Origin of the sequence: Denitromonas halophila (assembly GCF_007625155.1) — a bacterium.
GTDB lineage: Bacteria > Pseudomonadota > Gammaproteobacteria > Burkholderiales > Rhodocyclaceae > Nitrogeniibacter > Nitrogeniibacter halophilus.
In genome coordinates, this window is record NZ_VMNK01000001.1 from 141109 (window position 1) to 162751 (window position 21643).

General features: G+C 62.2%; 20 protein-coding genes. 17 read left to right on the forward strand and 3 right to left on the reverse strand.

Annotation, left to right across the window (positions count from 1 at the left end):
• Positions 1-195: 195 nt before the first annotated feature.
• From FHP91_RS00655 to FHP91_RS00735, 17 genes are all read left to right on the forward strand, one after another.
• Entirely contained in the window at positions 196-1140 is a 945-nt protein-coding gene (locus FHP91_RS00655) for a methyl-accepting chemotaxis protein (protein WP_186301399.1), read from the forward strand.
• Between the two features lie 18 nt (positions 1141-1158).
• On the forward strand, positions 1159-1533 hold the full coding sequence (locus tag FHP91_RS00660; RefSeq protein ID WP_246116178.1) for a response regulator: 375 nt from the start codon (positions 1159-1161) through the stop codon (positions 1531-1533).
• Positions 1534-1544: 11 nt separating this feature from the next.
• A complete protein-coding gene (locus tag FHP91_RS00665) occupies positions 1545-3692 on the forward strand; it encodes a chemotaxis protein CheW (protein ID WP_144307769.1) in 2148 nt (715 codons plus the stop codon).
• 270 nt (positions 3693-3962) lie between these two features.
• Positions 3963-4466 carry a chemotaxis protein CheW gene (locus tag FHP91_RS00670; RefSeq protein ID WP_144307770.1) on the forward strand — a complete coding sequence of 168 codons (504 nt, stop codon included), beginning with the start codon at positions 3963-3965 and terminating at the stop codon, positions 4464-4466.
• A 111-nt stretch (positions 4467-4577) separates the two neighbouring features.
• A complete protein-coding gene (locus tag FHP91_RS00675; protein ID WP_144307771.1) occupies positions 4578-7442 on the forward strand; it encodes a methyl-accepting chemotaxis protein in 2865 nt (954 codons plus the stop codon).
• 2 nt (positions 7443-7444) lie between these two features.
• Entirely contained in the window at positions 7445-8368 is a 924-nt protein-coding gene (locus tag FHP91_RS00680) for a CheR family methyltransferase (RefSeq protein ID WP_144172660.1), read from the forward strand.
• Entirely contained in the window at positions 8346-8990 is a 645-nt protein-coding gene (gene cheD / locus FHP91_RS00685) for a chemoreceptor glutamine deamidase CheD (protein WP_144172669.1), read from the forward strand. Before FHP91_RS00680 ends, cheD begins: the two co-directional genes overlap by 23 nt.
• Positions 8987-10060: a protein-glutamate methylesterase/protein-glutamine glutaminase gene (locus tag FHP91_RS00690; protein ID WP_144307772.1), complete on the forward strand. Its 1074-nt coding sequence runs from the start codon at positions 8987-8989 to the stop codon at positions 10058-10060. The genes cheD and FHP91_RS00690 overlap by 4 nt, the downstream gene beginning before the upstream one ends.
• 28 nt (positions 10061-10088) lie before the next feature.
• On the forward strand, positions 10089-10388 hold the full coding sequence (locus tag FHP91_RS00695; protein ID WP_144172685.1) for an STAS domain-containing protein: 300 nt from the start codon (positions 10089-10091) through the stop codon (positions 10386-10388).
• A gap of 248 nt (positions 10389-10636) precedes the next feature.
• Positions 10637-12316: a methyl-accepting chemotaxis protein gene (locus FHP91_RS00700; RefSeq protein WP_144307773.1), complete on the forward strand. Its 1680-nt coding sequence runs from the start codon at positions 10637-10639 to the stop codon at positions 12314-12316.
• Positions 12317-12407: 91 nt separating this feature from the next.
• Positions 12408-13376, forward strand: coding sequence for a chemotaxis protein (locus FHP91_RS00705; RefSeq protein ID WP_144307774.1), 969 nt, complete (start codon positions 12408-12410; stop codon positions 13374-13376).
• 15 nt (positions 13377-13391) lie between these two features.
• The gene (locus FHP91_RS00710; protein WP_144307775.1) at positions 13392-14369 is read left to right on the forward strand and encodes a chemotaxis protein; all 978 of its coding nucleotides are present in this window, start codon (positions 13392-13394) and stop codon (positions 14367-14369) included.
• A 36-nt stretch (positions 14370-14405) separates the two neighbouring features.
• Complete coding sequence (cheY, locus tag FHP91_RS00715; protein WP_144172695.1) at positions 14406-14807, forward strand: chemotaxis response regulator CheY; 402 nt, start codon at positions 14406-14408, stop codon at positions 14805-14807.
• A gap of 28 nt (positions 14808-14835) precedes the next feature.
• Entirely contained in the window at positions 14836-15729 is an 894-nt protein-coding gene (gene cheZ, locus FHP91_RS00720; RefSeq protein WP_144307776.1) for a protein phosphatase CheZ, read from the forward strand.
• A gap of 64 nt (positions 15730-15793) precedes the next feature.
• Positions 15794-17677 (forward strand): chemotaxis protein CheA, encoded by a 1884-nt coding sequence (locus FHP91_RS00725; RefSeq protein ID WP_186301400.1) that lies wholly within the window; start codon positions 15794-15796, stop codon positions 17675-17677.
• A 136-nt stretch (positions 17678-17813) separates the two neighbouring features.
• The gene (locus FHP91_RS00730; RefSeq protein ID WP_144307777.1) at positions 17814-18155 is read left to right on the forward strand and encodes a DUF3135 domain-containing protein; all 342 of its coding nucleotides are present in this window, start codon (positions 17814-17816) and stop codon (positions 18153-18155) included.
• Positions 18156-18231: 76 nt separating this feature from the next.
• Positions 18232-18588 carry a RidA family protein gene (locus FHP91_RS00735; protein WP_144307778.1) on the forward strand — a complete coding sequence of 119 codons (357 nt, stop codon included), beginning with the start codon at positions 18232-18234 and terminating at the stop codon, positions 18586-18588.
• Between the two features lie 45 nt (positions 18589-18633).
• Here the strand turns inward: FHP91_RS00735 and tal are convergent, their stop codons facing one another.
• The 3 genes from tal to FHP91_RS00750 all read right to left on the reverse strand — a co-directional run bounded on the left by tal (position 18634) and on the right by FHP91_RS00750 (position 21610).
• Positions 18634-19710 (reverse strand): transaldolase, encoded by a 1077-nt coding sequence (tal, locus tag FHP91_RS00740; RefSeq protein WP_144307779.1) that lies wholly within the window; start codon positions 19708-19710, stop codon positions 18634-18636.
• A gap of 68 nt (positions 19711-19778) precedes the next feature.
• Complete coding sequence (locus FHP91_RS00745) at positions 19779-20879, reverse strand: FAD-dependent oxidoreductase (RefSeq protein ID WP_144307780.1); 1101 nt, start codon at positions 20877-20879, stop codon at positions 19779-19781.
• The gene (locus FHP91_RS00750; protein WP_186301401.1) at positions 20876-21610 is read right to left on the reverse strand and encodes a DUF3047 domain-containing protein; all 735 of its coding nucleotides are present in this window, start codon (positions 21608-21610) and stop codon (positions 20876-20878) included. The genes FHP91_RS00745 and FHP91_RS00750 overlap by 4 nt, the downstream gene beginning before the upstream one ends.
• Positions 21611-21643 lie beyond the last annotated feature (33 nt).

Here is a 21643-nt window from a genome sequence, read left to right on the forward strand (position 1 = left end):
ATGTCTCATTGCTCGGTTCGCCTTCTTGTTGTGGGATGTGTCTGGACACTGGTGGTGGGTGTTGTGTTCACTGCCGTGCCCGAGTTTTCGGGGCGGTTGTGGACCTGCCTCTCGGTCGTGGCCGGGGGCTGGGCTGGCCTATTGGCCCTCCGCGCACGGGGGGCGAAAGGCGAGGGGGACGCCGCCGCGGCACCCATGGCGCACTTCGAATCGGAGCTGGCCTCATGCATGAGCGCCTTTGAGGCGCAGTTCCAGGCCATTGAGGTGGAGTCCACCCAGATGCTTGGCGTGCTTGCCGACGCGGTCGATCAACTGTCCGACGGCTTCGAGGCCTTGCATGCCTCGGTGAGCCACCCGGCAACCGCCGTGGCAATGGAAGCCAACACCAGCCGATCGACCCTGCAGCGTGTCGTGCTGGCGCTCGATCAGGTGCTGGAGACGGAGGTGGCGCACAGTCATGCCAGCCAGACGCTGGCGGTGCTGACCGAAGCGCTGACGGCCCGTACCCAGCAGGCAAACACGCTGCTCAATGAGATCAACGCGATCGCCCGGCAGAGTGGGCTGTTGGCCCTGAATGCCTCGATCGAAGGCGCGCGTGCAGGCGAGGGCGGGCGCAAATTTGTGGTGGTCGCAGACGAGGTCGCCGCCTTGTCGCAGCGAACGGAGGATTTCAGTGCGCAGATCGCGGTTTTGCTGAGTGCGATGCAAGGGCTGCTGGGGGATGCGTGTACCGCGATCGATGTGGCAAAGGCACAGAACACGCTCGGTGTGCGGGATGTGAAAGTGCAGGCCGAGCAGTTGCTCGCGGCGTCCCACGACAGTGCGGATGTCGGCACGATGTCACCTGTGTCGGTGCTTGATGGCGACACCGCAAAATTGGTTCAGGCCCTGCAGTTTCAGGACATCGTTGCGCAGATTGTTGGGCATGTGATGGCGCGGGTCGGTGGCATACGTGAGGCCCTGGCCGAATTGGGCGGCGTCGCCCACGATGCGGCGCTGGCGCGCGATGCCGGCGCGGTGAGCGCGGTGTGTGAGCGTGCCGAGCGCATTGGTCAGCGGCTGCGGGCATTGGCCGTGCATACCGAAAACCCGCCGGTGGGGCGGGGTGCCACGCCCGGCGGCAGTATTGAGCTGTTTTGAATACGGCGAACGTACAGGATGGATAGCGTGAGCAAGAACATACTCGCCATTGATGATTCGGCCTCGATCCGGCAGATGGTGAATTTCACCTTGAAAAGCGCCGGCTATCACGTGGTGGACGCGGTCGATGGGCGCGACGGTCTCGAGCGGGCAAAAAGCCAGCAGTTCGACCTTGTGCTGACGGACCAGAACATGCCGCGCATGGATGGTCTGGCATTGATTCGCGCCTTGCGCGAGATGCCCGCCTATCAGCGCACCCCGATTCTCATGCTGACTACCGAGTCCTCCGATGAAATGAAGTTGCAAGGCCGTGCGGCCGGTGCCACCGGCTGGATGGTGAAGCCTTTCGATCCGCTCAAGCTGATCGAAGTGGTGCGCAAGGTCATCGGTTAAGGGAGCCCATTGTGTCCATCGACATGAGCCAGTTCTATCAGGTGTTTTTTGACGAGGCCGCGGAGCATCTCGGCCAGATCGAAAACCTGCTGGTGTCGATCGACCTGCGCCACCCGGACGAGGAAGAGCTCAACGCCGTGTTTCGTGCCGCGCACTCGATCAAGGGTTCCGCCGCGACCTTCGGTTTCAGTGACATGGCGGACATCACGCATGTGATGGAGAGCCTGCTCGACGAGGTCCGCAAGGGCACCCGGGCGCTCAGTGCCGATATGGTTGATGCCTGCCTGGCGGCGCGCGATATCCTCACGGCCCAACTCGCCGGTCATCGCGGTGAGGGCGGGGCCGACCCAGCGCACACGAGCGCCATCGTCACGCGACTGGAGCAACTGCTCAAGGCCGGCAACTCGCCCGCACCGGTGGTCGAACCGTCGCCGGCCGCCGCGACACCCGCGCCCCCCGTTGCCGCGCCACCCGCGCTATCCAGCGCCTTGACGGCCGGTGTGTTCGATGTGCGCTTTGTGCCGGAACCGCATGTGGCATCTCAGCCCGAATTGCTCGACAACATGCTCGATGAGCTGGGTCGGCTGGGCGGCGTCGAGATCGTGTCGCGCCCCGCAGTGGATTCGGATGATCCGCAGTGGTGCTTGAAAATTACCTCGATGATGCCGGCCGATATGTTGCGTGATGTGCTCGACTTCATGGCCGAGCCGGGCTCCGTTGACATCTCGCCGGTCGGTGGCGAGCCGCCGGCAGGTGAGGAGACGGCGTATGGCTTTTTTGACCCCTTGCCCGATGTGCTGCCGCAGGCTGCGGCGGGGGGGGAGGAAGCGGCGCGTGTCGAATGTGTCGCCGTGGAAGACGAAGTTTACGGATTTTTCACGGAGCCAAGTCCGGCGGTCGAGTCCCGGCCGGTCGAGGCAGAGGTTTCACCGGAGAGCGTCGCTGTGGCCGAGGCCGTCGTGCCGGCCAAAGGCGGCGGTGACACCTCGATTCGCGTCGGGGTCGAAAAGGTTGATCAGATGATCAATCTGGTCGGCGAGCTGGTGATTACTCAGGCCATGTTGGTGGCGTCGGCGCAGGGCATTGATCCGGTGCTTTACGAGCGGCTGCTGGCCGGCATTGATCAGTTGCAACGCAACACACGCGACCTGCAGGAAACCGTGATGTCGGTGCGCATGCTGCCGATTTCGATGGTGTTCTCACGCTTTCCGCGCGTGGTGCGCGATTTGTCGCGCAAGCTCGACAAACGGGTGGAGCTCAAGCTGCTGGGTGAGCACACCGAACTGGATAAAGGCTTGGTCGAACGCCTGGCCGATCCGCTGACGCATCTGGTGCGCAATAGCCTCGATCACGGTATTGAGACACCGGAAAAACGTCGCGCGGCGGGCAAGCCGGAGACCGGCATCATCACAGTGTCGGCCTCGCATCAGAGCGGTAATATCGTCATCGAGGTCGGCGACGACGGGGCCGGTCTGGACCGGGCGCGGATTCTCGCCAAGGCGCGTGAAAAGGGTTTGTCAGCCCCGGACAGCCTGAGCGATGCCGACGTCTGGATGCTGATCTTCGAAGCCGGTTTTTCCACTGCCGACGTGGTCACCGAAGTGTCGGGGCGGGGGGTGGGGATGGATGTTGTCCGCCGCAATATTTCCGCCATGGGTGGGCGGGTGGATGTGCAGTCGATCCTCAGTGTGGGCACACGCTTTACCGTGCGCCTGCCCCTCACGCTCGCCATTCTGGACGGGATGTCGGTGCGGGTCGGTGGTGAAACCTACATTCTCCCGCTGGGTCATGTGGCGGAGTCCCTGCAGCCAACGGCCGACATGATCCACAGCATCTCAGGTGTGCCCCGCCTGATCCGCCTGCGTGGGCGCTACGTGCCGGTGATCGAGCTGCATCGCGAATTCGGTGTAGCCGATGGCTGCGCTGACTGGACCCGCGGGATCATGGTGGTCATCGACGTGGATGGCTCGCAGGCGGCATTGTTTGTCGATGAATTGCTCGGGCAGCATCAAGTGGTCATCAAGAGCCTTGAAGCCAACTTCCGGCGAATCAAGGGGTTTTCCGGCGCCACCATCCTTGGCGACGGTCGTGTTGCGATGATTCTCGATCTCCCCGCGCTGGCCAGCCGTGCGCGGCGTCTTCAGTCTGTGGCTGCCTGATGCTGTCTCCTCTCAGGTAGCGTGATTTGCGGCCCGATATCGGGCCGTTCTTTTTTCCGCTCGGCGCCCGACCCTTCAGAAGCCCCGCCAACCTGCCGTTGTTCGGGGTGAGCATTTGAACCTAGAAACCGTAGTTGACCGCTTGTGCCCATGAACAAGGTATTGAACATGCAAACCTATTCGGCTTCGAGGCCGATCACCCGATGTGTGATAGCGCTACGCGCCCGAGTGCGCGTCCAACTACGGTTTCTAGGTTGAAAGGGTTTTGCAATGCAATATGTCGCCACGACCCACCGCGATTCTGCGGAAGACGACGGACTAGCCCAAGAGTTCCTGACCTTCATTCTGGGTGACGAGGAGTACGCCATCGACATCCTGAAAGTGCAGGAAATCCGAGGCTACGATCCGGTGACGTCGATTGCCAATGCGCCGGCATTCATCAAGGGCGTGATCAATCTGCGGGGCACGATCGTGCCGATCGTCGATCTGCGCATCAAGTTTGGTGTGGGAAAGATCGAGTACACCGCGTTTACGGTGGTGATCATTCTCAACATCGGCCCACGTGTGGTCGGTGTGGTTGTGGATAGCGTGTCGGATGTGCTGACGCTGTTGCCGCGGGATATCCATCCGGCGTCGGACATTTCGGTCGGGATTGGTGCCGGTTTTCTCAAGGGCCTGGGCACCGCAGGGGATCGCATGCTGATCTTGCTCGATATCGATTGCATGATGCGCTCGCCCGAGATGGCCTTGATCGACACCGACGATGTGGCGTGATCGCAGGGTCGTCGCGCGGCGTTCAAGTCGCTCTGGCGCAGGCCGTAAATAGCTTCACAACAGAAACACGCCGATGGGCGACCAATGGTCGCGTATTGGAAGGACACAGCCATGAAAACCAACCTGCCGGTAACGGACCGTGAGATCGAGGTCGGCGACGAGCAAATGCTCGTCTCAATGACCGATCTCAAGGGGCGGATCACCTACGCGAGCCAGGATTTCTGCGATATCAGTGGCTATACCCAGGCCGAACTGGTTGGCAAGTCTCACAACGTGATTCGTCATCCGGACATGCCGCCCGAGGCTTTCGAGGACTTGTGGCAGCATCTCAAGCAGGGGCGCGCCTGGTCGGGTTACGTCAAGAACCGGTGCAAGAATGGTGACTATTACTGGGTGCAGGCCAATATCGCGCCGGTTCGTCAAGGCGCCGACGTGGTGGGATACCTGTCGCTGCGTAGTCGAGCTGATCAGCAGGCGATTGCCAGGATCGGCGCTCAATACCAGATGTTTCGAGAGAACCGCGCCAAGCGGCTGACGATCTGTGGCGGCCGCGTGGTGCCTGAGCGTATCGCGAAGTGGCGCAGTCGGTTTGGTGGCATCACCATTCGTCAGCGGCTCACGGCATTGTTGTTGACGGTGTTTGCGGTCATCGTATTTGGCACCGTGTTGGGCGTGGGCGGCATGCGCTCGGCTGAGAGCGGCATGGCCTCCATTTACAAGCTGCGTATGGTGCCGACGGCGCAACTGGTGGATATCAACGACCAGTTGGCCAATATTGGTGTGTTGATGCGCCTGGCGACAGCGCGCGATGGGTCGACGGATCAACGAGTCCCCTCGAACGAGAGCATTGCTCAGATCGAAAAGGACATGCGTCTGATCGATGAGCAACTGAAGCTGCGTGGTACGGAGGTGTTGCCCGCGCGCGAGCGCGCGTTGGTTGATGAGTTTACCGATGCGCGCGATGCGCTGTTCAACGATGGTATTCGACCGGGCGTGGCCATGTTGCGCGAAGGGCGCCTTGATGCGTTCAATTCCCACTATCTGACCACCTTCTTGCCGGTCTACGATCAGGCCAACAAACTCGTTGGTGAGTTGATCAAGGTTCATCAGAGTCTGGCCAAGGAGGATTATGCCGAGGTGCTGTCGCTCGCAAGCCAGTTGCAATGGGTGGGTATTGCTGGCGGGGCGCTGGCGCTGGCGTTGATTACGTTTCTCGGCCTGACGACACTGCGCGCTGTGAGGCAACCGCTCGACACTGCCAATGCGGCGCTTCGTAGAATCGCGGGCGGCGACTTTTCGTCGGCGCTGACGGTTCATCAGCGCGATGAGCTGGGCGAGGTGCTCAACAGCTTGCAATGCATGCAGGTCAAGCTGGGTTTTGATCTGAACGACGCGATCCGTGCCGGCGAGGCGTCGCGGCGCATCAAGATTGGTCTCGACAACGTGGCGACCAATGTGATGATTGCTGACCGGGATCTGAACATCATCTATCTGAATCGGGCGATTGTTCAAATGTTTGCCGACGCCGAGAGTGATATTCGCAAGGATTTGCCGAACTTCACCGCCAGCGAACTGGTGGGGCAGAACATCGACGTTTTCCATACGGATCCGGCATATCAGCGCAAGTTGCTTGAACGGCTCACCAAGACCCATCGCGCCACCATCCATATGGGCGGACGAACCTTCAACCTGACCGTCACGCCGGCGCTGGATGATGATGGCGATCGGTTGGGGACGGCCATCGAGTGGGTTGATCGCACGGTTGAAGTGGCCGTTGAGAACGAGTTGGCCGCGCTGGTCAAGGCGGCTGCGAATGGCGACCTGAGCCAGCGGGTGCCGGAGGAGGGCAAAAGCGGGTTCTTCCGTCAGCTGTCGGGCGACCTGAATGCCCTGATGGATACCATTCATGCCGGATTGAGCGATGTCGCCGATGTGCTTAACAGTGTCGCCAATGGCGATCTGACCCGCAGCATCACGGCCCAGTATGGCGGCACCTTTGGGCAGCTGAAGGAAGACACCAACGCGACAGTGGCGCGCTTGCGCGAGGTGGTGGGGCAGATCAAGGAAAGTGCCGAGATGGTCAACAGCACGGCCGAGGAGATCGCGGCGGGTAATGCCGATCTGTCGAGCCGGACCGAAGAGCAGGCCAGCACGCTGGAAGAGACCGCGAGCTCGATGGAAGAGCTGAACGCGACCGTCCAGCAGAACGCGGCGAGCGCGCGTCAGGCGAATGAGCTGGCCGTCGCGGCCAATACCGAAGCCGAGGCGGGCGGCGAAAAGATGACGCAAGTGGTGGCGATGATGCAGACCGTCCAGTGCTCGGCACGCAAGATCAGCGACATCATCGGCGTGATCGACACCATCGCCTTCCAGACCAACATCCTGGCGCTCAACGCGGCAGTCGAGGCCGCACGGGCAGGCGAACAGGGCCGCGGATTTGCCGTGGTGGCCTCGGAGGTGCGGGGTCTGGCGCAGCGCAGCGCGCAGGCCGCCAAGGAGATCAAGTCGCTGATCGCCGATTCGGCCAGAACCATTGAAGACGGCTCGCAGCTGGTGAATGACACCGGTGAGACGATGACGACCGTGGTCGGGAACTTCAAACGGCTCACCGCACTGGTGACCGATATCGCCAATGCCAGCCGAGAGCAGAGCTCGGGTATCGAGCAAGTGACCGGGGCCGTCAGCCAGATGGATGAAGTGACTCAGCACAATGCGGCGCTGGTTGAGCAGGCGGCAGCCGCCGCGGCGAGCCTGGAGGATCAGGCGCGTGCCTTGGTGGACGTGGTTCAGCAGTTTCAGCTTGGCACTGAGGCCGTTGAGAATGCGCCCGCTTCGGTGACAAAGGGCAGCTCCCGCAAGTCCAAGGTGGCGACCTTGCCCACGCGCAGCGCACGACGCACGCATGTGGCTGCGCCCTTGCCCAAGGTCAAGCGTGCGCGGGGCAGTGTGCTCGAAGACGAGTGGGAGGAGTTTTGAGCATGGCTGAAGAGTTCAAGCGGCCACTGACCGCCCAGACCGTGGGCGGCGCGGCAGGCCGAAACGCTGGGCTGTCGCCGGTCCAGGTGGCTTCACCGCTACGCGAGTTTCAATTCACGACTGCGGATTTCGACAAAATCCGGAAGCTGATTCATCAGCGCGCCGGCATTTCCTTGTCGAGCGCCAAGCAGGACATGGTGTACAGCCGCTTGTCGCGCCGCTTGCGGGCGTGCGGCGACAAAACCTTTGCCGACTATCTGGGGCGACTCGAGCGGGACAAGGCGGAGGCGGAAACCTTCATCAACTCCTTGACCACCAACCTCACGTCGTTTTTTCGTGAGGCGCACCATTTCGATATTCTGGCTGAATGCCTCAAGAAGATGGGTGACCGGCAGCCGATCAAGATCTGGTGCACTGCGGCGTCCACCGGCGAAGAGCCTTATACGCTGGCGATGACAGCCTGCGAGGCCTTCAACACACTGACGCCCCCGGTGCAGATTCTGGCCAGTGACATCGATACCAATGTGCTGGCCCATGGTCGGGCGGGAGTCTATCGCGCCGACCGAATCGAGCGGATGGACCCGGCGCGGGTGCGGCGGTTTTTTCTCAAGGGCGTTGGCACTCAGACGGACCAGGTGCGGGTTCGCCCGGAGTTGCAGCGCTTGATCAATTTCAGGCAGGTGAATCTGCTGGATGCGCGTTACACGGTGTCGGGTCCGCTGGACTTCATCTTCTGCCGCAACGTGATGATCTATTTCGACAAGCCGACGCAATACGGCATATTGCAGCGCTTTTCGCCGCTACTGAAGCCTGAGGGCTTGTTGTTTGCCGGGCATTCCGAGAGCTTTCTTCATGCGGCAGACCTGTTCCGGTCCCGTGGTCGAACGGTGTACGAGCGCAGCGATGCTCCCCGCAGCAAGCCCTGAAGTCTCAGAGCATCTGGCGACTCAGCGCTATTTTGATCGGGCGTTTGATCGTGCGGCGGTGAAGGTGTTGCCGGGCGAGTATTACGTCAGCGCCACTGACGAGGTGATCGTCACCGTACTGGGCTCTTGTGTCGCGGCGTGTATTCGCGATGTGCGCCTTGGCGTGGGCGGCTTGAATCATTTCATGCTGCCCAGTGGTGGCGCCGGATCCCAGGTGTCGTCGGCCTCGGCGCGCTACGGCGTGTTTGCCATGGAGGTGCTGGTCAATCACCTGTTCAAGCTCGGCGCACGTCGCGAGCATCTCGAAGCCAAGGTGTTTGGCGGGGGCAAAGTGGTGGCGTCCTTGTCGCGCAGCGAGGTGGGCGCGCGTAATGCCGCGTTTGTGCGGCACTATCTCGCCACCGAGGAGATTGCTTTGGTGGCCGAAGATCTGATGGACGATCACGCGCGCAAGGTGGTGTTTTTTCCGGCCACCGGGCGAGTGCTGGTGAAGCGGGTCGGCGGCGCGTCGCACAGCGCCGAACTCCAGCGTGAGCAGCGCTATCAGCGTCGCTTGCAGTCCGCGCCCATCGCTGGCGAGGTGGAGTTGTTTGATACCGATCTGACAGGGGCGCGACGATGACCATCAAAGTGCTGATCTGTGACGACTCGGCTGCAACGCGCCTGATGCTTCGTCGGGTGATTGACGCGCAACCGGACATGACTGTCGTCGGTGTGGCGGCCGACGCATTGATTGCGCGGGAGATGATCAAAACGCTCAATCCCGACGTGCTGACGCTGGATGTCGAAATGCCGCGTATGGATGGTCTGGAGTTTCTCGAGCGGCTGATGCGGCTGCGACCGATGCCGGTGGTGATGGTTTCGGCCTTTACCGGCAAGAATTCCGATACATCAATCATGGCGCTGGAGCTGGGCGCCGTCGAGGTGCTCGGCAAGCCTGATGCCCGAAGCCCCTCGGCGCTGGCGGCCTATTCTGACGAAATCTGCGACAAGATTCGCGCGGCCCAGGCAGCGCATGTGCGGCGCCATGTGCCGGAGCGTGCGACGCAGCCGATTGAGCATGCGGCGGGATCGCTCAGTGCGCGTACGGCTCAGGGGCGCATCGTCTGCATCGGCGCATCGACGGGCGGGACGGAGGCAATCCGCGAGGTATTGATCCGGCTGCCCAAGCATTGCCCGCCAGTGCTGATCGTGCAACACATGCCGGAGATGTTCACCGGGGCCTTCGCCAAACGCCTGGACAGCCTCAGTCAGATCCATGTCAAAGAGGCTGAAGATGGCGAACGCATTGAGCCCGGTTGCGCCTATCTGGCGCCCGGGCATTCACATCTGCTGCTCAAGCGGCGCGGACTGGCCTATCATTGCGAGCTTTCGCGCGCCGATCCGGTCAATCGGCATCGGCCCTCGGTGGATGTCTTGTTTCACTCGGCGGCGGAACAGGCCGGCAAGGCCGCGCTGGGTGTTTTGCTGACCGGCATGGGCAAGGATGGCGCGCAGGGCTTGCTGGCCATGCATCGCGCCGGGGCATGGACCATTGGCCAGGACCAGGCCAGCTGTGTGGTTTATGGCATGCCGCGAGAGGCTGCGACGATTGGGGCGGTGTCGGAGGTGGCGCCGCTCACGGATGTGGCACAACGCATCATGAGCCGGCTGACCGGTACTGCGCTTGCCACTGCGAAACAGGTCGGGTGAGCTGGATAGAACAGGATAGGGGATCAATATGGACGTGACGGTTAACCAGAGTGAGGCGGGCGCAGTGATCAAGCTCGTCGGGCGATTCGATTTCAACGCGCACCGTGAGTTTCGCGATAGCGTTGATCGCGCCCTCGGGCAAAAAGGCGACGTCAATGTCGATCTCGGCGAAGTGTCTTACCTCGACAGTTCCGCGCTGGGCATGCTGCTCATGCTGCGAGACAAGGTGAAGACCGACGGCCATGTGGTGAAACTTGTCAATGCCCGCGGCAGTGTTCGTCAGGTGCTCGATATCGCCAATTTTGGCAAGCTGTTTGCCATCAGCTAGGTAGCCGTCGCGCGTTCATTCGCGCAGGATTACCGCTAAAGACATAGAAAGCCGCTGCTGGCCCGATGGGGCCAGCAGCGGCTTTTGTTCTTCAATTCCTGTCATTGCGGGGCAATCGTTCGTCGCCTCGCAAGAAAACGCCGCTAAAGATTGCGTCCCCCGACCCGTAATCCGCCTTACAGCAGCAAGGTACGGTTTGCATACAAACAGAAAGTATCCCGATCAAAATCGGGCGGAGGAAAAGGATCATGAGGACGTTTCTCGGATTGGGTCTTGTCGGGCTGATTGTTGCGGCCGCGGGTGTCGCGATATCACTGGCCGCAGGTGCGCCCATGGGCGCAACACTGATTGCGGGGCACGGCGTGCTTGGTCTGGCCTTGGCGGGCATCCTGGCCGGTTTGCTCAAAGCGCGCTTTCTGGCGCCGCTCGATGCGCTGCAAGCGGCGTTTGCGCGGATGTACCGCGATGGTGACCTGTCTCAGCGGGTGCAACTTGGCGGTGGTCCGGTGGGCGCTTGTGCCGAACGCTTTAACGAGCTCATTGGCAGTTTTCAGGGCATTGTCGGCAAGGTGATCTTTGATGCCGATTGCGTGGCAGAAGCAGCGGACAAATTGTCGGCCCATGCCGGGAAGGTGGCGGAAGGTTCTCGCACTCAGCGCATTGAGTCTGAAAGCATGGTGCATTCCATCGAAGAGATGACCGCCGGCGTCAATGCTGTCGCGGAGCACGCCGGTCAGACCGCGCAGAACGCGCAGCAGGCGCGCGAATTGTCGCTCGAAGGCGGGCGCATCGTGTCCGAGGCATCCAACGAGATCGAGCGGATCGCCAAGTCGGTTGAGCAATCGGCACAGGTGATTGCGGCCCTGGGCGAGCGTTCGGAAGCGATCAGCGGCATCGTCAAGGTGATCCGTGAGATTGCCGATCAGACCAATCTGCTGGCGCTGAACGCGGCCATCGAAGCGGCACGCGCCGGTGAGCAGGGCCGAGGCTTTGCGGTGGTGGCCGACGAGGTGCGCAAGCTGGCCGAGCGGACATCGACGGCAACAACCGAAATCAGCGCCATGATCGAAGCGATTCAGGTCGAGACGCGCACCGCCATCGGATCCATCAAGGCCGGTAGCGACCAGGCGCGGTCGGGCGCCGAGCTGGCCCGCCAGGCGGCCGATTCGCTCGACAAGATCAACCGGGGTGCGACCGAGACCATGGAGAAGATTGATGCCATCGCGGTCGCGATCAGCCAGCAGAGCCGGGTCGCGGACGGTGTGGTCTCCAACGTGCGCGAAATCATGGTCATGGTGGAGCGAAACACCGAGGGCGCTTCGGCGACCTTGGGCGAAGCGCAACGGCTTGAAAGTCTGGCCGTCAATCTGCATGACATCAGCAAGGTATTCCGGCTGGGGGCGACGGGTGAGGCTGCCATGAAGGTTCATGCGCAAATGCCAGACCTGGCCAAAGCCGCGGCGGCAAAAGTGGCTGCGGCGTTTGAGCAGGCGGTGAACAACAAGCGGATCACGGCCGAGGCGCTGTTTGATCGCAAGTACGACCCGATCCCGAATACCAAGCCGCAGAAATTCAGTTCGCGCTATGACAAGTTGGCGGACGAGATTTTGCCGGCGATCCAGGAACCGGTGCTCAAGGATCACCCAGAGGTCGCGTACGCGATCAGCACCGACAACAAAGCCTATGTGCCGACACACAACAAGGTGTTCTCGCAGCCGCTGACGGGAAACTACGAGAAGGACTTCGTCGGCAACCGGACCAAGCGTGTGTTTGACGACCCAGTGGGGCGCCAGTGCGGCGCGCATGAGCTTGAGTTCTTGATCCAGACCTATCGCCGCGACACCGGTGAAATCTTCCATGACGTGTCGGCGCCGGTGTACGTGAATGGAAAGCACTGGGGCGGATTCCGGGTCGGATATCGTGCCTAAAGGTCTATCGGCAACGTGCCGTTAGTAGTAGCAGAAATTGCCAAGAGGATGCTTGGCCACTGAGTTGGTAATGCATCAACGGAGAAACAAGATGTCGGATTTGCTCAAGAATATCGATGCGCGTACCCGCCTGGCAGGTACCAATAAATTGGAGATCCTGCTGTTCTCGCTCGGCAAGGATTCGCGCACCGGCCGTCGCGAGACTTTCGGCATCAATGTTTTCAAGGTGCGCGAAGTCATGCGCACGCCGAATGTTACGGCGGCCCCTGAAATGCCGGCCTCGGTCGAAGGGATGGTCAGTCTGCGCGGCACCCTGGTGCCTGTCGTTGATCTGGCCAAGTACGCCGGAATTGGCCTGGAGTCGCAGCGCGAAATCATGATCGTGACCGAATACAACGGCCACACCCAGGGTTTTCTGGTCGAAGCGGTCGACACCATCCTGCGTCTGGACTGGTCGCAGATGCGGGTGCCACCGCAGATGCTGGCGGCCAAGCTGGGCGGGCTGGTGACGGCGGTGACCGAACTTCCCAATGGCGAACTGGTGATGATGCTCGACGTGGAAAAGGTGCTCTCGGAGACCACCGGCTACGACGATGACCACTTGTTCAAAGGGATCGAGCCGATTGGCAATCCAGAGGCGACGGTGCTGTATGCCGATGATTCGTCCGTGGCACGCAACCAGATTGCCCGCACGCTGGAAGTGTTGGGCGTGAAGGGGATTGTCGCGGTGAATGGACGCATGGCTTGGGACGAGCTGCAGAAGATTGCGCTCGTGGCCGATAGCACCGGCTGCAAGGTCAAGGATCTGCTGGGTGTGGTGCTGACCGATATCGAGATGCCGGAAATGGATGGCTACATCCTGACCAAGAAGATCAAGACCGACCCCCGCTTTGAAGGCGTGCCTGTGTTGATGCATTCCTCCCTGTCCGGGATGTCGAATCAGCAACTTGGACTGTCGGTCGGGGTCGATGAATACGTCCCCAAGTTCGAACCCCAGCGCCTGTCGTCGACGTTGCGACGCTTGCTGAACAAAGGCGAATCGGACGCTGCGGCGGCCTGAGCGAGGATCACGCACATGAGCAAAGTGCAAGCAAAAACCAAGAGCGATGCCTACGCGGCGGCAGAGAAAAACCTGCTCGACGCCGTGGATGCACGCACCACCCTGGCCGGCTCCAACCGGATGGAGATTCTGCTTTTCTCCCTCGGGACGGGCGAGACCTTCGGCATCAACGTGTTCAAGGTGCGCGAGGTGTCCAAGGCGCCTTTCGTCACCAAGGCGCCGAACATGCCCAAGGGCGTCGAAGGTCTCATCTCGTTACGCGGCAATGTCATCCCGGTGTTGGCGCTGGCCAAGGTGCTTGAGCTGACCCAGCCGGGCGATCCGCTCGGTGGCTCGATGATGGTGACCGAGTACAGCAAGCGCACGCTCGGTTTCCTGGTCGACGAAGTCGATCGCATCATCCGCGTGGATTGGGACAAGGTGCGCACGCCCGAGAACGTGTCGAGTGGGGTGAATAGTTTCATTACCGCGATCACCGAATTGCCCGATGGCACGCTGGTGTCGATTCTCGATGTCGAAACCATCCTGGCCAATACTTTCGGCGAAGCGATCATTGGCAATATCGAGCCGCTTAATGCCGAACACGATGTGAATATTTTCTTTGTTGATGACTCCGCGGTCGCACGCAAGAAGATCGCTGAAGTCCTTGATAAACTCGATGTCAAGCACAAGCACGCCCAGAACGGACTCGAAGCCTGGACCCGTCTTGAAGGCATGGCCAAGCATGCGCATGCCTGTGGCCGGCCGCTGATCGACGAAGTGGATCTGATCCTGGTCGATGCTGAAATGCCCGAAATGGACGGCTATGTGCTGACGCGCAACATCAAGGCCGATATTCGCTTTGAAGGCATTCCCGTGGTGATGCATTCATCGCTGTCGTCCGAGGCCAACCGGGCCATGGGCAAACGCGTGGGTGTTGACGCCTACGTCGCAAAATTTGATGCAGACAATCTCGCGGACACACTGCGTCCGCTGCTGATGCGCAACCGCTAAGCCGTATCAGGCACAAGCAATACTCCGGAGAAAATGATGGCGGATCCCAACATGAAGTTCCTCGTTGTCGATGATTTTTCGACCATGCGCCGAATCGTGCGCAACCTCCTCAAAGAGCTCGGCTACACCAATGTGGACGAAGCTGAAGACGGCGTTGCCGCGCTTCAGAAGCTTTCCAGCGGCGGTTTTGAGTTTGTGGTCACCGACTGGAACATGCCCAATATGGACGGGCTGACCCTGCTGCAGACCATTCGCCAGACGCCGCAATTCAAGGATTTGCCGGTGCTGATGATTACCGCCGAAGCCAAGAAGGAAAACATTATCGCCGCGGCCCAGGCCGGCGCCAGCGGCTATATCGTCAAGCCCTTCACGGCTGCCACGATGGCTGAGAAACTCGAGAAGATCTTCGAGCGTATGGGGAAAAAGGCGGCCGCTTGAGCGCCGTTGGACAACAGGAGGCTCAAGCATGTCTAAGAAATTGAAGTTCGATGAAACCGGTGACTCCGACGATCTGCAGGCGCTGTTCGACAGCATTGCCGCGGTTCCGGAAAAACCGAAGCTCGAAGTGATCTCTCAAGCGGTGGTGGACGACGGCAGCGATTCAGATGACCTGCAGGCCTTGTTCGATGCGGTGGCGGAGGACTTTGCCGCCGCCCCGGAGGCCGCGCCTGAGTCGGAACCGGAGCCCCAGCTTCAGACAGCGCCAGCACCTGCTGCCGCGCCAATGTCGGGTGTGCCAGATGACGATCACAGCTGCGAAGTGGTTTACAAGCGTCTCGGCCAGATGACCCGAAAGGTGCATGACTCATTGCGTGAGCTGGGCTACGACCAGCACTTGCAATCGGCGGCCGAGGCCATGCCGGATGCCCGTGAGCGCTTGAACTACATTGCGCAAATGACCGAGCAGGCGGCTAGCAAGGTGCTCAACGCCACTGATATCGCCAAGCCGATGCAAGACCGGATCGAAAGCGGCGCGATCGGCCTCAAGACGCAGTGGGACAAGCTCTTTGCCAATCAGCTGTCGCCCGATGAATTCAAAGCCCTGGCCGCACAGACGCGGGACTTCCTCGGCAAGACGGTCGATGACAGTCGTGCCACCAATGCGCAACTGACCGAAATCATGATGGCCCAGGACTTCCAGGACCTGACCGGTCAGGTCATCAAAAAAGTCGTCGCGATGGCGCAGCAGCTAGAAAAACAGTTGCTCGACGTACTCATCGAAACGGCACCCAATGACAAAAAACCCGTCCGCAAAGAAGACGGCCTCATGAACGGCCCGGTGATCAGCGCCGAAGGCCGTGATGATGTGGTGTCCAGCCAGGAGCAGGTCGACGATCTGCTCGAGAGTCTGGGATTCTGACGATACGGCGTGACCGGTGCCAGTGGCCCGGTCACGTATCAGCAACACAGTGGAGTGAGCCAAAATGAGCGATTTCGGTGGAATGGAAGACCTGCTGCAGGACTTTCTCCTCGAGGCCGGGGATCTGTTGTCCGATGTCGACAACAAACTGGTTGACCTGGAGCGGGCACCCGATGATCGCGGCATGCTCAACGAGATTTTCCGCGGCTTTCACACCATCAAGGGCGGCGCCGGCTTTCTGAACGCCACCGAGCTGGTGACCTTGTGCCATTTGACGGAAAACCTGTTCGACAAGCTGCGAAACGGTGAGCTGCGCGTGACGGCTGAATCGATGGACGTCATCCTCTCGGCCACCGGTGCAGTGCGTGACATGTTTGGCTCGCTGGAAAGCGCCACCCAGCCGCGCGCTGCGGACCCCACCCTGATCGATAGCCTTAAGCGCGCGATTGCCGGCGAACTTGGCAAAGACGAGGCGCCTGTCGCGGCGCCGGCCGCCGCACCCGCACCCGCATCGGCATCGGCAGGCGCCGAGCCCGATTGGGCTGAGCTGCACCAGGCCGTGACGGGCGTGCCCGCCGTTGCCGCCGTCAGCGCGCCGGTTGAAGTCAAGCCAGTCGTGGCGGAAAAACCTGAAGAGATCATCAAGGCGGCGATTGGGCGTCGCGCCGCGGACAAGCCGGGCTACTCCGGCCCCACCGGTCGCCGCGACAGTGAAAAACAGCGCGACAATTCGATCCGTGTCGATACCACGCGTCTGGATCAGGTGCTCAACCTGTCCGGCGAGATCGGGCTGACCAAAAACCGGCTCAACGCATTGCGTAGCCAGATTCTGAACGGGGACGACGACCCGGAAACCATGCACGCGCTGGATGTGGCGGTGAGTCAGCTTGACCTGCTGGTGTCCGATCTGCAGAACGCGGTCATGAAGACGCGCATGCAGCCGATCGGCCGACTGTTCCAGAAGTATCCTCGCATCGCCCGCGATCTGGCCCGCAACCTGGGTAAGGATGTGGAGTTGGTGCTGGCCGGCGAAGACACCGAAATCGACAAGACCATGATCGAAGATCTGTCCGATCCGATCATTCACTTGATCCGCAATGCGGTCGATCACGGTGTTGAAGGCAAGGCCGAGCGTCTGGCCAATGGCAAGGGTGAAAAATCCATCCTGCGTCTCGAAGCGCGTCAGGAGGGCGACCACATCATCATCCTCGTCGCCGACGACGGCCGCGGTATGAACGCCGAAAATCTGCGCGCCTCGGCGGTGTCCAAAGGCCTCATCACCGACGAAGAAGCCAACACCATGGACGAGCGCCAGAGCTACAACCTGGTGTTCCTGCCCGGCTTCTCGACCGCCGGTGTGGTCTCCGACGTCTCCGGCCGTGGCGTTGGCATGGACGTGGTGCGCACCAACATCCAGAAGCTCAATGGCCAGATCGACATCAAATCGGTCGCCGGGCAGGGCACCAGCTTCGTCATCAGCCTGCCGCTGACGCTGGCTATCCTGCCGGTCTTGCTGGTGCGCCTTGGCGATCAGCCGCTGGCGGTGCCCTTGTCGATGGTGCGCGAGATTCTGCCGATCACGCCTGATGAGGTGCAGGAGGTCGGCGGTCGCGCCACCATGGTGGTGCGCGGTGAAGTCCTGCCGATCGTGCCGCTGGCCAATCTGCTCGGCTGGCCGCAGGACACCCAGCCAGAGTACGGTGTGCTCATGCAGACCGCAGAGCAGAGCTTCATTCTTGCCATCGACAGCTTCGCCGGACGTGAAGACGCGGTGATCAAATCGCTCGACGACTTCCGCCCCAAAGGCGTGGCGGGTGTCACCACGCTGTCGAATGGCCAGATCGTGTTGATTCTCGACATGAAAGAGCTGCTCGGCGTTGGCGAACGCCACGGTGTGTCGCGTGCAGTGCTGATTCAGCACTCGAAAAAGAAGCTGCTCGCCGCCTGATCTGTACCCGCTTCAAGACCAACCCAAGCGTGCTTTGGCCGCTTGGGTTTTTCTTTTCGTGACATCCTCGCCTTGCCGCGAGGAGAGTCCCGCCGTAGGATCGGACGCATGCACGAGCCGATGGAGGCGGGTGAGCGTGGCAGATTTCGATTTCGACGCCTGGAGCAATCTGGCCAGACGCAGCCCGGCGGCGTACTTTCGCGCGCGTGAGCGGGCGATCGACCGCATGATTGCATCGCATCCCCCCGCGGAAGCTGATCGCCTGCGCGAATTTCAGGCGCAGATCGACAGTGTCCGCGCCCTCGCGGGCTCACCGATCAAGGCCACTCGCGAGCTGGTCGGTATGATCGAAGATCGTCTCGAGGCCCTGCGCTCACGCGTGCGGGCCCTCCACCGGAACACCGACGAGCTCGAGGCGCTGCGCCAGCGCTTGCTGTTGCCGCCACCTGAGGATTCCGGCACGGATCGCAGCAACTAAATTCGCTTCACCTCGCCAGCGATGCGCGTGTTTGTCGCGATACGTGGGTGAGCGCATCTCAACCCAAGGAGTCACGATGTCTGAAATCGAACGGATGCACACCGGTCCGCGCATGTCCAAGATTGTCCGCCATGGCGACCTGGTCTACTTGTGCGGGCAGACCGCAGGCGGAATTGATGAACCGGGTGATGTGACGGCCCAGACGACCGAGATGCTGTCGCGGGTGGATCATTTGCTGATTGAAGCGGGCAGTGATCGCGGGCGTATCTTGTCGGCGCTGATCCATGTTGCCGACATGGCCGATTTTGCGGCGATGAACGCGGTGTGGGAGGCGTGGTTGCCTGAGGGGGCAGCGCCGGCGCGGACCACTGTGGAAGCGCGTCTGGCTTCGCCCGCGCTGCGGGTTGAAATTACGATCGTCGCGGCCGTTTGAGCGGTTGAAAACCGGGCCAGCGGTGCAACGCCGCTGGCCGTTTAATCACGCTGTCGCGGCGAGCAGTTCCGCGAAGGCGGTTTCGAACTGGGCCAGGCCGGCCGTTTGTAGTTCTTCACCGATGGCGGTCATGTCCAGCCCGCGTCGTGCCAAGCCAGAGAACTGCGCTTGTGCGCCGACCACGTTGCTGTCCACCGTGCGTTCAACCCGACCATGATCCAGCAGGGCGGCCAGGGTGGCGTCGGGCAGGGTGTTGACGGTGTCGGGGCCGATCAGCGGTTCGACATACAGCAGATCGCTGTAGGCGGCGTTCTTGGTGCCGGTGCTGGCCCACAGCAGGTATTGCGGGCGGGCGCCCTGGGCGCGCAGCGCGGCGAATTCGTCACTGTCGAAGCGGTTGCAGTAGGCCTGATAGGCCAGCCGGGCCATGGCCACGGCGGTGCCGCCGCGCAGCTCACGGGCGCTGTCATCCAGGGCGTCCAGACGACTATCGACCAGGGTATCGACCCGGCTGAGGAACAGGCTGGCGACCGAGAACACGCCGGTCACCGGCTTGCCGGCGGCGGCGCGTGTGTTGAGGCCGCGTACATAGGCGGCGGCGACGGCGTCGGTCTGGGCGAGCGAGAAGAGCAGGGTGACGTTGATGCTGATGCCGTCGGCGATCAGGCGCTCGATGGCGCGTACGCCGGCGGGTGTAGCGGGCACCTTGATCAGCACATTGTCGCGGGCGACGGCGGCGTGCAGGCGGTGTGCAGCGGCCACGGTGCCGTCTTCGTCATGGGCCAGCGCGGGCGAGACTTCGAGGCTGACATAGCCGGCCTCGCCCTTTGCGTCGGACCAGGTGGCGTGCAGCAGGTCGCAGGCGGCCTGAACGTCGGGGATCACCAGTTGCTCGTAGCGCGCTTCGGCCGTGATGGGCTCGGCCTTGAGGCGGGCCAGATCGTCTTCGTAATAGCGTCCGCCGGCGATGGCTTTCTGGAAAATGGCGGGGTTGGTGGTGACCCCGGCAACGCCGTTTTCTTGCACGAAGCGGGCGAGGTGACCATCACGAATGAGACTGCGGGACAGGTTGTCGAGCCAGATCTGCTGGCCGAGTTTGCGAACTTCGAGAAGACGATTCATGGGGAAAACGAGTCGAATAATTGTTAGCGGTCCATTGTGCCCGCAAACGCCGTCAATCGAAAGTCACCTCACATGCCGTGCTGGCTGAAACGGGCCATGAAGGCGCGGTCGATGCGGTCTTTCCAGCGCCACACCCAGGCGCCTTCGATCGACAATGGCCCCCACGCAGCGAGGGCGCGCCGGTCGCCGGTGCTGATCAGATACAGCGCGCGGCGCTGCGCTTGCCACGGCAGGAGCGCTTCGCCAGCGATGGCGCGGCGCAGATTCTCGGCCAGCGGCGGCCCGGCGCGCACAGCGAAGACGCCGGATTTCGGGCGTGGGTCGGCATAGGCCGCCACGTCACCGGCGGCGAAGACGACGGGGTGCGACACCGATTGCAGCGTCGGGCCAACGCGAATGAAGCCGCTCGCGTCGGTGGCGAGGCCGGACTGCGCCGGCCAGTCGGGCGCGGCGGCGCCGGTGACCTGTAGCACGTGGCTGGCACAGACGTGTTGGCCATCGTCCAGCCAGACGCCGTCGGTGTCGATGCTTTGCGCACGGTGACGGCCGACCCAGCCGATGTGGCGCGCCTCGAGCAGGCGGCGCGCCTGGCGCTGCAATCGGCCGGGAAGCCCGTCGAGTGGCAAGGCGGTGCTGCCAATCAGCGTCAGTGCCAGTGTGGGCAGGCGTGCACGCAGGGCGAGGGCGAGTTCGAAGCCGGCCGCGCCGCTGCCGATGATGGCCGCCGAGCAGGCCGGGTCGGCACTGGCGGCGGCGATCAGCGCGTCGATTCGGGTGACGAAATCTTCGATCGGCCGCACCGGGATGCCGTGATCGGTGCTGCCGGCGATGCGTGCGCTGGCGGTGGTCGGGCCGGTGTCGATGGACAGCCAGGTGAAGGGGATCTCGCTGCCGTCGTCGCACCGCACACGGCGGGCATCGAGGTCCAGCCCGACGCCGCGGGCCTGCTTGAAACGCACCCCGGCGCGCTCGGCCAGCGGCGCGAGCGCAATGGCGGTGTCGGCCAGCGTGTAGTGGCCGGCGATCCAGCCGGGCAGCATGCCGGAGTAGATCTGCCGCGGGTAGGGCGAGATGAGCGTGACCTCGGTATCTGGCAGGCGCGCGTGGGCCAGCGCGTCGAGCACATACACATGGGCGTGACCGCCGCCGAGCAGGACGAGGCGCTTCACTGAGCGATCGGAACCAGTTGCAGATCGCCGAAGCGGGCTTCGACCGTGGCGCCGGTGTTGTCGGTGTCGGCGCCGAGCGCGATGCCGGTGACGGCCGGGGCGGGCTCACCGAAGGCGGCCTGGAAGTCGGCGGCCAGATCGCGCGACTCGGCAATCCACTGGCCGGCTTTGGCGTCGCCGCGCTGGAGGACGATCATGCGCACCCGGTCGGTGTAGGGGTTGGGCGCGATGGCGCCGATGGCATCGGCCGTGCCCCACACGTAGCACAGCGCGGCGGTGGGCAGGTCGGCGCCGTAGAGCGTGCGTGCCATGTCGATCTTGACCCGGTCGGTGAAGGGCAGGCGTGATTTGTCGTAGTCGAAAAAGACATACACGCGGGCCGCGTAGTCATCGGTGGCCTTGTTGGCCATGGCCGACTTTGGCACGGCCTCGGAGACTTTCCAGCGCCATTGCAGCCGTGTGTTGGCCGCGACGGCGTCGGGCAAGGTGTAGACGAGGCTGGAGGCGGCGGACTTTGAGTAGGCGCGCAGCACGCTGCCGCTCGGTTCTTGAACAATCGAGAAGTGGGTGCCGGGCAGATCCTTGTTGATTTGGGTGTGCACCCAACTGGCGGGAGGCTTACCCGTGGGCGTGTCGGTGAACGGCGTGGGCTGGGTGGTGAGCGCGGTGGCGCTCAGTGGCGCGATGAGCGCCACGCTGAGGCACAGGCGCGGGGCGATGCGAGGCGACATGAATCGGGGCTCCGGCGGGCGGATTCGAATGCA